The 13,173-nt window shown below is 42.1% G+C and carries 8 protein-coding genes and 2 pseudogenes; 1 reads left to right on the forward strand and 9 read right to left on the reverse strand.

The features are described 5' to 3' along the window. Positions 1-66: 66 nt before the first annotated feature. From HT691_RS00650 to rpsL, 8 genes are all read right to left on the reverse strand, one after another. Positions 67-297 (reverse strand): GlsB/YeaQ/YmgE family stress response membrane protein, encoded by a 231-nt coding sequence (locus tag HT691_RS00650; protein ID WP_000901564.1) that lies wholly within the window; start codon positions 295-297, stop codon positions 67-69. Positions 298-306: 9 nt separating this feature from the next. Further along, complete coding sequence (locus tag HT691_RS00655; protein ID WP_054392889.1) at positions 307-1,548, reverse strand: aminopeptidase; 1,242 nt, start codon at positions 1,546-1,548, stop codon at positions 307-309. A 21-nt stretch (positions 1,549-1,569) separates the two neighbouring features. Continuing rightward, entirely contained in the window at positions 1,570-1,722 is a 153-nt protein-coding gene (locus HT691_RS00660) for a hypothetical protein (RefSeq protein WP_031222513.1), read from the reverse strand. A gap of 13 nt (positions 1,723-1,735) precedes the next feature. Then, positions 1,736-2,440 carry a hypothetical protein gene (locus HT691_RS00665; RefSeq protein ID WP_023935610.1) on the reverse strand — a complete coding sequence of 235 codons (705 nt, stop codon included), beginning with the start codon at positions 2,438-2,440 and terminating at the stop codon, positions 1,736-1,738. Positions 2,441-2,449: 9 nt separating this feature from the next. After that, entirely contained in the window at positions 2,450-6,841 is a 4,392-nt protein-coding gene (locus HT691_RS00670; RefSeq protein WP_054392888.1) for a PolC-type DNA polymerase III, read from the reverse strand. Positions 6,842-6,944: 103 nt separating this feature from the next. Next, positions 6,945-9,026, reverse strand: a complete 2,082-nt coding sequence (gene fusA, locus HT691_RS00675; RefSeq protein WP_000090347.1) for an elongation factor G — start codon at positions 9,024-9,026, stop codon at positions 6,945-6,947. A 278-nt stretch (positions 9,027-9,304) separates the two neighbouring features. Next, positions 9,305-9,775, reverse strand: coding sequence for a 30S ribosomal protein S7 (gene rpsG, locus HT691_RS00680; protein WP_000087873.1), 471 nt, complete (start codon positions 9,773-9,775; stop codon positions 9,305-9,307). Positions 9,776-9,794: 19 nt separating this feature from the next. Beyond that, positions 9,795-10,208 carry a 30S ribosomal protein S12 gene (gene rpsL, locus HT691_RS00685; protein WP_001142332.1) on the reverse strand — a complete coding sequence of 138 codons (414 nt, stop codon included), beginning with the start codon at positions 10,206-10,208 and terminating at the stop codon, positions 9,795-9,797. A gap of 290 nt (positions 10,209-10,498) precedes the next feature. On the opposite strand from rpsL, the pseudogene HT691_RS00690 reads away from it, so the two are divergent. Continuing rightward, positions 10,499-10,645 (forward strand): annotated as a pseudogene (locus HT691_RS00690) (IS30 family transposase); the annotation flags it as partial. 273 nt (positions 10,646-10,918) lie between these two features. Here HT691_RS00690 and HT691_RS00695 read toward each other — a convergent pair. Continuing rightward, positions 10,919-12,915, reverse strand: a pseudogene (locus tag HT691_RS00695) (thiol-activated cytolysin family protein). Between the last annotated feature and the right edge of the window lie 258 nt (positions 12,916-13,173).

Genomic DNA, 13,173 nt, shown 5'->3' on the forward strand with positions numbered 1-13,173 from the left:
TTGAGCAACCTGCGGCTAGTTTCCTAGTTTGCTCTTTGATTTTCATTGAGTATCAGATTTAAGAAATTAACTTCCTCGTCTCCAGAAAATTGCTAAGACAATCATGGAACCTAAAACAGCTGGGATAATAGCTGTTCCTGATAAAACTGGCCCCCAAGTTCCAAAGAGCAAGTGACCTAGAAAGGCTCCGATCCAACCGAGAAACATTTTTCCAAAACATCCCATTCGCTCTCCACGATTGGTCAGAGTACCTGCTAAAAATTCCACTAGGAGACCAACGAACATACTTCCTAACATATTATCTCCTTAATTTGCCCAATTCCCATTACGGAAAAGAGGTACTCGCGTTCCATCCTCACGAATACCATCGATATCCATTTGGTTAGAACCAATCATAAAGTCTACGTGAACATCTGAACGGTTAAGCCCTGCAGCTTCAAGCTCCTCTTCGCTCATCTCCGCTCCACCAACGACGCTAGTCGCATAGGCTGCACCGATAGCCAAGTGATTTGACGCATTTTCATCGAAAAGAGTGTTAAAGAAGGTAATACCTGACTGAGAAATTGGGCTTGGATCTGGTACCAAGGCACATTCACCCAAGGCACGCGCACCCGCATTTTCAAAGACAAGATCCTTCATAACCTGATCACCCTTCTCAGCAGTAATATCTATGATTTCTCCATCCTTAAAGGTCACCTTAATACCTTCAATAATGTTTCCGTTATAACTAAGCGGTTTTGTAGAGGTTACATAACCATCTGCACGACGGAAGTCTGGAGCTGTAAAGACTTCTTCTGTCGGCATATTTGGCAAGAAACCTTCGCCCTGTGCATTGATAGCACCAGCTGATTCCCAAACGTGGTTCTTCGGCAAACCAAGGGTCAAATCAGTCCCTGGCGCTGTGTAGTGAAGGGCTGAAAATTGTTCTTTATTAAGCATATCAGCCTTGCTCTTAAGGATAGCTGCATGATTTTCCCAAGCCTTAACAGGATCTTCTTCATAGACACGGCAAGTTTTAAAGATTTGGTCCCAAAGGAGATCGACTGCTTCTTCATCGCTCGCAGCATTTGGAAAGACTTTCTTAGCCCACTCAAGTCCTGCTGCAGCTGCTACAGTCCAGCTAACCTTGTTAGATTGAGTTGCGATACGCATAGGCTTCATGGCAAGTCCCATAGCTTTAGCAGAAGCTGAAAGCTTGTCAGCATCCACTCCGTTCAAGGCACCTGGATCAGATGAACGAACTCCAAGACGGCTAGCCTTGTTCTCCAAGAGATAGTTCATTTCAGCAATCTTGTATTCTGGCACATTGTCCAAACGCTCCATCGGGGCATGGAGGAATTTCTCACGGTTAATGACATCATCTGTCCACTGAACGATAACCTCATGCGCACCCAAGGCATAAGCTTCTTTGACGATTAAGTGAGCCAATTCACGTTGCTCCACATCAATAGAGAGAGCCAAAGTGTGACCAGGTTGCACGTTAATTCCGTTCGCAACCAACAATTTCGCATATTTTTCTAGATTTTCTTTAAAATTTGGTAAAACCATGTAATTTTCTCTTTTCTATTTTTATTTTTCTTTCACAGCAGAGAATAATCCTGCTAAAGCAATGACACCTGACAAAAGTGCTGTTGATAGAAGAATTGTCTGATCAGCAAGGTCTAATTGATACTCAAAGACTTTTTCAGCTGGTTTATCTTCCGCAAAAATTCTTAGTTTCATGAAATGTCCTTTCTTATTCTTCATGCTCTCCTAGGTAGAGGCGTCGTGCCTCTGGACTATTTGTGAGGATATCTATATAGGTTTCATAGTCATCAGGCAGAGGCTTTCCTAAAGAGATATCTTGTTCTGGATTTATATTTTTTCCATAAAGAAAGCAAAGATAGAGACGTTCGTTGAGTGTTGGAAATACTTCAATAGACATAAGTTCAGCCTGACCTACCCGATCCCAATCCTGTTCTTTGATATCTGATATGATATAGGTTTGGAAGAGTCCCATAAGTGGATTATCTTCTGGTAGTCCACTGTCTTTATCCGCCAGGACCAAAGAACAACGTCTACCAAAACCAACAAGTTGGCGCTCCCTTCCCTTTACCGAAACAGTAATAGGATGCCCTCCAATATGGCTATAAATCCATTCTTTAGGCAGTTCATAATTTAACAGGGGGGTAACTTCTTTGACAATCGCTACAGGACTATAGCGTAGAAACTGGCGAGTAACAGCCTTACAAAAGAGGATATCCTCCTCTTTCAAGGTCACTCCCTTCCAATTATTTTCCTCGTTAAAATGGTTGAAAAATACCAGATAGGGATCACGCACCATTTGTGCTAATACGTAAACGCCATTTCGCAAACTTATGGAAATAACTTTCCCTGGTTTCCAGGGTGTTGCTCTTTTTTCTTTTCCATCATGATACAACCTCAAACCTACACAAGACATTTCAAACTATTAAAACAACTCATCAAACAAACTCAACTGGTTATCCTCTGGCATATTGCCGAGAATCCCCATCTCATCCATCTTTTCAACCAAGGTTGATGAGAGCCCTCCACGCTTGCGTAGTTCTGTTTTAGAGAGGAATTCTCCCTCTTCACGCGCTCGCACCAACTGCTTAGCAACGTTCTCTCCCAGACCATCCATTGCTACAAATGGCGGAATGAGGGTATCCCCATCGATAAGGAACTCTGTCGCCTGACTACGATAGAGATCGAGTTTGCCAAACTTGAAACCACGTTCCCACATTTCATTGACAATCTCAAGAGTTGTATAGAGGTCAATCTCCACATTAGAGGCCTCATTGTTCTTCCGTTTTTCAGAGATTTCTTCCATTCTGCGTTTGATGGCATCCAAGCCCGCACCCATAGTCTTAATATCAAAGGCTTTAGCACGGATTGAGAAGTAAGCACAGTAATAATAAATGGGATGATGAACCTTGAAGTAAGCTACACGCAAGGCCATCATAACGTAGGCTGCCGCATGGGCTTTAGGGAACATGTACTTAATTTTCCCACAGGATTCGATATACCACTCTGGCACCTTATTGGCCTTCATGGCTTCGATGTAGCCATTTCGCTCCTCTTCGGAAATCTTGAGCCACAAGCCCTTACGTACCCGTTCCATGATGGTAAAGGCCATCTTAGGTTCGAGACCAGCATGCATGAGGTAAACCATGATGTCGTCCCGACAACCAATAACAGTCGATAGGTCTGCTATTCCTTGCTTAATCAAATCTTGGGCATTTCCCAACCAGACATCTGTACCATGGGATAGACCTGAGAGCTGAAGCAACTCCGCAAAAGTCGTCGGATGGGTTTCATCTACCATGCCTCGGACAAAGTTGGTTCCAAACTCTGGAATCCCCAGCATACCCGTAGGCGTTCCGATTTGCTCAGGTGTTACTCCTAGCACATCAGTCCCAGAAAAGAGTGCCATCACGCCTTCGTCATCCATAGGAATTTCATTAGGGTCAATCCCAGACAAATCCTGAAGTTTCCGAATCATGGTCGGATCATCATGTCCTAGAACATCTAGCTTGAGGACATTCTCATCGATATCGTGGAAGTTAAAGTGAGTGGTCTGCCATTCAGCCGTCACATCATCTGCTGGATACTGGACAGGCGTAAAATCATAGACATCCATGTAGTTAGGAATAACAACGATTCCCCCCGGGTGTTGTCCTGTTGTCCGCTTGACACCAGCGGCACCTTGAGCGAGGCGTTCTACCTCTGCGTCACGATAAAACTTGCCATAATCTCGCTCATAGCCCTTTACAAAGCCATAGGCAGTCTTGGCAGCCACCGTACCAACCGTTCCTGCACGGAAGGCATATTCCTCACCAAAGATATCACGCACATCCAAGTGGGCGCTAGGCTGGTCTTCTCCCGAAAAGTTCAAGTCAATATCAGGAACCTTATCCCCATCAAAACCAAGGAAGGTCTCGAAAGGAATATCTTGCCCATTTTTGCTGAGTTTGTGACCACAGTTTGGACAGTCCTTATTGGGCATATCAAAACCTGAACCGTAAGATCCATCGGTGATAAACTCACTATACTGACACTGACCACAGACATAGTGAGGAGAGAGAGGATTAACCTCCGTAATCCCAATCATAGTCGCAACGAAACTGGAACCAACAGATCCACGAGAACCAACCAAATAACCCCGTTCATTAGAACGTTGCACCAGCATCTGCGATGCCAAATAAATCACAGCAAATCCATTCCCCAGTATGGATGTTAATTCTTTTTCAATCCGCAAATCAACAATATCTGGCAGCGGATTCCCATAAATCTCAAAAGCTTTCTTATAGGTCAACTCAGCAACTGTTTCTTCAGCCTTGTCGATGAAAGGCGTATACAAGTCACCCTTAACGACTTCAACGGGTTCAAATATTTCTGCCAAGGCATTGGTGTTTTCAATAACCAGTTTACGAGCCAGTTCCTCTCCCAAAAAGGCAAATTCATCCAACATCTCATTAGTCGTTCGAAAATGAGCCTTTGGAAGTGGCGCTGGTTGGGCATGTTCACCATGACCGATAGTTCGGTTAATCATCGCACCCTGTCCCAAACTACGGACGATAATTTCACGATAAACCTCTTCTTCCGGTTCGATATAGTGAACATTTCCCGTAGCCAGAACAGGCTTGCCAAGGCGATCTCCAACCTCTATCAAACTCTTGATAATGGTCTGGAGTTCCTCCATATCCTTGACCTGCTCTTTGGCAATCAAGGGCGCATAGATAGCCGGTGGCATGACCTCGATAAAGTCATAATACTTGGCCACCTCAACCGCCGCATCCACACCTTGAGAAACGACCACGTCAAAAACTTCACCCTCTGAACAGGCTGAACCTAAAATCAAGCCCTCTCGATGGGCATCTAGAACCGTTCTCGGAATCCGTGGCACTCCTTCAAAATACTTGGTATTAGACAAGGAAACCAGCTTAAAGATATTTTTTAGACCTACCTGATTCTTGACATAGATGGTCGCATGCTTGATCCGAGCTTTTTTGTAAGAATCTGGACTGATTAGATCAATGTTGAGTCTATCTAAATCGGTCACACCATGTTTTTCTGCTACCTCTTTGATAAAGATGAAAAGCAGACGACCAGTCGCTTCCGCATCGTAGTTGGCCATGTGGTGATGTTCCAAGGCCACACCAAAACGCTTGGTCAAAGGCCCCAAACCATGGCGTTTATACTCAGGATAGAGGTTTCTAGCAAACTCCAGCGTATCAATAACTGGCTGACTAATCTTTGGAAGATCATGACGCTCATAATTAGCATTCATAAAGCCAACGTCAAAGGTAGCATTGTGGGCAACTAGGACCGTATCCTTGCAAAATTCTTGGAATTCTTGCAAAACTTGTTCTAGTGGTTTGGCATTTTTGACATGATCATCTGTAATTCCAGTTAACTCTGTAGTAAAAGCTGACAAGGGATGCCCAGGATTGATAAATTCATCAAATTCAGCAATAACATTCCCCTTGTACATCTTAGAGGCCGCAACCTGAATCAAGTCATTATAGATAGCTGAAAGTCCCGTCGTTTCCACGTCAAAGACCACGTAGGTTGCTTCTGACAAGTCCATCTCCACTTCGTTATAGACGATAGGGACACGGTCCTCCACGATATTGGCTTCCATTCCATAGATCAGCTGGATTCCCGCTTTCTTAGCCGCCTTATAGCCATGTGGAAAGGACTGGACATTCCCATGGTCCGTGATAGCAACCGCCTTGTGTCCCCACTTAGCAGCTGTTGCAACAATCTCTTCGACCTCTGGCAAAGCATCCATAGTCGACATGTTAGTATGAGCATGAAACTCAACCCGACGCTCACCTTCTGGCATCAAATCCTTCCGCTCATAGTGAACAACTTCCTGCAGATCCTGTACGTTCATAGTCAAATCGCGTGTGAAGTTATTCATCTCCACATTCCCTCGAACTCGGAGCCAAGAATTCTTCTTGATGAGGTCAAACTTCTGGGCCTCTTCCTCGTTTTTAACCCACTTTTGCATAGAAAAACTTGAAGTATAGTCCGTCATTTTAAAGTTGATTAAAACACGACCTGTTCTAGTCACTTTTTGCTCCACATTAAAAACAACCCCTTCAAATACCAGACGATTTTCCTCTGTCGTCACTTCGATCATAGGAGTAATCTCCGCCTTATCCAGCTTGGGTTTAGCTGCAGCTTTTTTCGCTTGAAAATCAAAGACTGGTTTCTCTTCCGCTGGAGGAGGTGCCATCTGCTCCAGTTGTTCCATAGCACGGAGCGCTTCCTCATTGGCAGCTTGAACAATCTGCTCATTTTCAGCATGAAAGGCCTCTTCCTGCTCTTGGGTCAGGACATCATTCTTCTCGACTTGACAGTTAAAAGTTGGAAAACCAAACTTTTCAAGTTGTTTGGCTAAATTAGGAAGATGATTCTTCTTAAAATGTTCCTTATCAATCGCTTCAGATCCTTCAATAAATAGCTGATTACCCTCAGCACGAACTTGCAAATTTTGATAAAGGGACTTAAAACCTTGACTAGCACATGGACCTTCAGAGAAAGCCTCCCTATAGTAGGACTGCAAGAGCTGATTTGAAAATTCTTGAGACCGAGCCTTAATTTCAAAAACAGCTTTATTGCCTGTCTTAGAAAATTCTTCGCTCAAACCTTTCTTTAATTCTAAAAAGATTTCAATCGGTAAAATATTAGAAAATACGAAATGAAACTCCCATACCTTACTAATTTTATGAACCACAACTCGCTCAATATTAGCCTGTGCTAAAGCAGGAGCCTGTCTCATTTCAGCAGGCATCCCCAATTGATTCATCAAAATTTCAAAACTATTTGACATTCATTTTCCTCACATTATTCTTCTACTATTTTACCATATTTAGAGGTATTTTCTAAAGACAAAAGGAAGCCACTAAGTGACTTCCTTCTAGAGTGAGGACGGATTAGTCTTCACCTTTATTTTTCTTAATAATTTCTTCTTGTACTGACTTAGGTACATCTTCGTAGTGGTCAAATACCATCATGAATGTACCACGTCCTTGAGATGCAGAACGAAGAACTGTTGCGTAACCGAACATTTCAGCAAGTGGAACGTAAGCACGAACGATTTGGCTGTTACCGTGTGCTTCCATACCATCTACACGTCCACGACGAGCAGTTACGTGACCCATAACATCACCAAGGTTTTCTTCTGGAACAGTGATTGTTACAAGCATCATTGGTTCAAGGATAGCTGGTTGTGCTGATTTAGCAGCTTCTTTAAGGGAAAGTGAAGCCGCAATCTTGAAGGCAGTTTCAGATGAGTCGACATCGTGATATGAACCATCATAAAGCTTAGCTTTAACGTCAACCATTGGGTAACCTGCAAGAACACCGTTAGCCATAGATTCTACCAAACCTTTTTCAACCGCTGGGATAAATTCACGAGGAACCACACCACCGACGATTGCGTTTTCGAATTCGAATCCTTTACCTTCTTCGTTTGGAGTAAATTCAATCCACACATCACCGAATTGACCTTTACCACCAGACTGACGTTTGAAGAATCCACGTGCTTGAGTAGAAGCGCGGAATGTTTCACGGTAAGATACTTGAGGAGCACCTACGTTCGCTTCAACTTTGAACTCACGACGCATACGATCAACAAGGACGTCAAGGTGAAGTTCACCCATACCTGAGATAACTGTTTCACCAGTTTCAACGTTTGTTTCAACGCGGAATGTTGGATCTTCTTCAGCCAATTTTTGAAGGGCGATACCCATCTTGTCTTGGTCAGCTTTAGATTTTGGCTCAACCATCAATTGGATAACTGGTTCTGGAACGTTGATTGACTCAAGGATGATTTTAGATTTTTCATCTGTCAATGAGTCACCAGTTGTAGTATCTTTCAAACCAACGGCAGCAGCGATATCACCTGAGTAAACAGTGTCGATTTCTTGACGGCTGTTAGCGTGCATTTGAAGGATACGTCCGATACGTTCACGTTTACCTTTAGAAGTATTCAATACGTATGAACCTGATTGAAGAACACCTGAGTAAACACGGAAGAATGTCAAACGACCTACGAATGGGTCAGTCATGATCTTGAAGGCAAGAGCTGCAAATGGCTCTTCGTCAGATGCTGGACGAGTTTCTTCAGCGTCTGTATCTGGGTTAATACCTTTGATTGCTGGGATGTCAAGTGGGCTTGGAAGGTAGTCGATAACTGCATCAAGCATCAATTGAACACCTTTGTTTTTGAAGGCTGAACCACACAATACTGGGAAGAATTCAACGTTGATAGTCGCTTTACGGATACCAGCTTTCAATTCTTCGTTAGTGATTTCTTCACCTTCGAGGTATTTCATCATCAATTCTTCGTCAGTTTCAGCAACTGCTTCAATCAATTTTTCACGGTATTCTTGAGCTTGGTCAAGGTATTCAGCTGGGATGTCTTCTTCAAGGATATCCGTACCAAGGTCGTTCGTATAGATTTCAGCTTTCATCTTGATCAAGTCAATGATACCACGGAAGTCATCTTCAGAACCGATTGGCAATTGGATTGGGTGGGCATTTGCTTGAAGACGATCGTGAAGTGTGCTTACAGAGTAAAGGAAGTCAGCACCGATTTTGTCCATTTTGTTGGCAAATACGATACGTGGAACTCCATACTCAGTTGCTTGACGCCAAACTGTTTCAGTTTGAGGCTCAACACCTGATTGTGAGTCAAGAACGGTAACTGCACCATCCAATACACGAAGAGAACGTTGTACTTCGATTGTGAAGTCCACGTGTCCTGGTGTGTCGATGATGTTTACACGGTGGTTGTTCCATTGAGCTGTTGTTGCAGCAGATGTGATAGTGATACCACGTTCTTGCTCTTGCTCCATCCAGTCCATTTGTGACGCACCTTCGTGAGTTTCACCGATTTTGTGGATTTTACCAGTGTAGTAAAGAATACGCTCAGTAGTTGTTGTTTTACCGGCATCGACGTGAGCCATGATACCGATATTACGAGTTTTTTCAAGTGAAAATTCGCGTGCCATGAGGTTTGTTTCTCCTATTTATTTTTGATTTCTATTCTATTATAACACGATTTTAATAAAAACGGATAGGCAGGACCTACCCGTTCTCAATGTTTTCATGCTATTGTTGGTTTCAACTTACGAGCTGGTAAGTTGAGTTATAGCTAATACTAATCGATTTAGCTAATTTGAACCCGGGCTAAAAGCTCGGAAAATAGATAAGCTCTCCTAGAATCTTCGATTCTTCGTCAAGCTTCCTAATTTTCAGTCGCTTTTTTAACGCCCTTAGTATCTTAATCTTACCAACGGAAGTGTGCGAATGCACGGTTAGCTTCAGCCATACGGTGAGTGTCTTCACGTTTCTTAACAGCTGCACCAGTGTTGTTAGCAGCATCCAAGATTTCTTTTGCAAGACGGTCTTGCATTGTGTGTTCACCGCGAAGACGAGCGATTGTTACCAACCAACGAAGTCCAAGTGTTGTACGACGTTCTGGACGAACTTCAACTGGGACTTGGTAGTTAGAACCACCAACACGACGTGCACGTACTTCAAGTACAGGCATGATGTTTTCCATAGCTGTTTCAAATACTTCAAGTGCATCGTTGCCAGTAGCTTCTTTGATTTGCTCAAAAGCACCGTAAACGATTGAAGCAGCTGTACCACGTTTACCGTCAAGCATAACGCGGTTGATAAGACGAGTAACTAGTTGTGAATTGTAAAGCGGATCTGGCAATACGTCACGTTTTGGAGCTCTATTTTTACGACTCATTTCTCTTTATCCCCTTTCCTTATGCTTTTGGACGTTTAGTACCGTATTTAGAACGGCCTTGTTTACGATCGTTAACACCTGCAGTATCAAGTGCACCACGGACGATATGGTAACGTACCCCTGGAAGGTCTTTTACACGTCCACCACGAAGAAGAACCACGCTGTGTTCTTGCAAGTTGTGTCCGATACCTGGGATGTAGGCAGTAACTTCGATAAGGTTGCTCAAACGTACACGAGCGAATTTACGAAGGGCTGAGTTAGGTTTTTTAGGTGTCATTGTTCCAACACGAGTTGCAACACCACGTTTTTGTGGTGAAGAAACGTTTGTTTGAACTTTTTTATGACTGTTGTAACCAACGTTCAAAGCTGGTGATTTAGATTTTTCTACTTTTGATTTACGCGGTTTGCGAACCAATTGGTTAATTGTAGGCATCTACATTCTCCTGTGTTTTTTTATTTTTGGTGATGATACACTTGGTGACAGCTATCATCTGTGTGTACTTTTGCAACATTTGTCAGCACGTCCCTGTACACTCTTGAGAGACCAAAAGTAAAAAGTACCGTCTATTATTGTAACACAATTTCCGCTTCATTGTCAAGATATTTTTCTTTTTTATTGTTAATCTTTTCCTAAGCTAACTTCTCAAAGTAACTTCCATTTGCCTGACCAAAGTGGAAATTAGTCTAAAACGGATTTTTATAGTGGAATTAAGTATGAGACTTTTCCGTTCCATCGTTGAGAATATGGGAAAAGGCCCGTCAAAGATTTCAAAGGAAATCAAGCGCAATCGCATCATGCATCCAACATCCGTCAAATCTGATTACACGGATTGCCCACTACTCGACAAAGCTCCTGATATCTGTAACAACGCGTTTTTCTCTTACTAAAAGCTAGGTTGTGGAAAACTGGAAGTTAGTTTTATATTGAATTGAAATAAGACATGAACAAATCTATTGGGAAAGTCAACTTAATTTCTAGAAATGTTTTAATAGCAACAACGTACTATTCTAGTTTCAAGCTACTATAGAAGTTCCTCTTTTCATCTTTTCATCTTTTCATTCTCTCAAAAGTCAATCATAAAAGAGGAGGAATCGAAGTTCCTCCTCTTCACTGTTTACTATCGAATCAAGTAAATCAAATCGTTACTCATTCACAATTTTTTCATCAACTTTAGGGTTTAGAGTTGTTCCCCAATGTGTAATTGTACGCTGTTGTACTAGTGGTAAGTCTGTGCGGTTGTAAACTGTACGCCATGGTTCCCATACAAGACCTGTCTTTTCTTGAACCTTGATACGAAGATTACGGACATTTCCTCTAAATTGAATCTCTGTTTGGAAGCCTGAAGTTCTGTTTTTTCCGTTATCTTCCCATTGACGTGAACGGATTTCTGGATTTCCTTGTTCATCATATGTAATTTCATCCCAATAAATGTAGTAACGCGCAACATAAGCACCCTTATGATGAAGTTTCAAGAAACCATTTTTGTAAGAAGTAACCTTCGTTTCGATATAGTCTGTACTATTTTGTAAAGTTGCTTGGGCATTATCTTTTAGGAAGGCAGTCTTATATGAGATTGGCACAGCTGGACTTTGAGCGCTAAAGTTAGCTCCTTCTCTGATGAGTTCCTTCAAGTTTTCGACTGTTCCTGTGACAACTTTGGCAGCACCGCTAGCATTACCTCCTACAATTACTGCTGTTACAGAAGTATTCTTCAATAGACGGCTCCATTCAGAATTTGGAGCAATTGTTGCACCTTTGATAACCGCATTAATAGCTGCTTTTAATTCAGTAGACTTACTTGTTGACTCAAACTTAACATAGATTTGACGTCCGTAAGAAACGTTTGATACATATACAGGTGGAGTTTGTGAATCAACGCCTCTTTGTTTTAAATCTTCAGGTGTCACACTCTTGTCAAATACAGCTGCTGGATTGGTCGGTGCATCAAATGTCGCTGTATAGTAAATTTGTTTAAAGTTTACAACTTCAATTTGCTTTTCACCCTTTTGCACAGCCTCAAAGTCAATCTTGAGCGGTGCGCCTGCTTTTTCAAAGTCTGCACCAAATTTTGCTTTCAATTGGTTCATGCTATAGGCTGTAGTTGATTCATACTGAACACGGGCAGGAACGGAATGGCTAGATGAGTAATTCTTTGTCCATCTTTCAACCAAGGTATTCATCGCAGACTGCATACCACTAGTTGTAGGATCTGCTTCAATTCGGCTGTCAGACTGAATCATACCAGGTAAATCGACGCTGACTGTCCCCTTTGCACGGGCAAGACTAATCAATTCTGGCTGATTTTCTAGCAGATTTTGGTTGGCTTTATACAAGCCACCTAGGAAGACATTTTGATTTCCATTGATGGAAACATCTGCTGTGCCTGTAGAGAGGGTTTTCTTGATTTTTTCTACAACGACAAACTCTCCATTTTGTTCCTTAGCACTTGTGTTGTAGCGATTTTCTAAGGTTTCTCCCTTGCGAGTTAAAATATCCAAAGGATTATAAGTTAAACCAAAAAGGTAGTCTTTCAATGCTGATGTTTGATTTACTACTGGTGCGGTTCTGTCCTGTCCAACTTGAGTTGTTGCTGAACGGAATACTTCCACTTCTGCCAAGCTCAATGGAGTATTTTTAGTTTTCAACTCCACTTTTACATAACGAGCGTCTTTGGCGGTGAAGAAAACTTCAAGTTCTGCCTTCCCATTCAAACTATCAAAGTGTTGACGAGCAACTTCTTGTTTTGCTTCATCTAACAAAACAACATCAAAATTGGAAAGACGATTAGCTACATTCCCATCTCCACGATTGTAAAGTTTAACTTTTCCAACATTCTCTGTTTTTCCAAGATCAACTTGCCACCAAGCATTGTCTTCAAAGTTTGTGTGCGTTACAGAATGTGCCCATAGTCACTATCAACATTACCATCCACTGCTCGTATAGCAGCTCCTCCATAAGCAGTAGAACTTTGACTAGCTTGTTTTCCACGAGCGATGTTTTCTGTCTCAACTGGACGATTCCCTTGCTCTGTAGCCAAAGCTACTCCCTGAGCGTTCAATAAAAAGGCCGCAACAACAGCACTGCACACACCGAGTCCACACTTTTTGACAAAGCGATGCAAACGTTTTTCTTGATTCATTCCTTATTCCTCCGTTTTTAAATGAATACGTTTTCCTATTTGTTTATAGTCTATCAAATTTCAAGTAAAAGTCAAGCACAAACCAGCAAAAAAGTCAAGAAAATAAGAAGAAAACGTTTGCTGAATTTTTCTGATATTTTCTTTCGATTTCCAGTAAATACTATAGTTTGGAAACTAGATAACACTTGAAAAACACTAACTTTTTTCTTTTCCTATTTATAGTTTCACTAGATGAGCTTTTTAAAAGAAATATTAGAG

This window comes from Streptococcus sp. 477 (genome assembly GCF_013277295.1).
Taxonomy (GTDB): domain Bacteria; phylum Bacillota; class Bacilli; order Lactobacillales; family Streptococcaceae; genus Streptococcus; species Streptococcus pseudopneumoniae.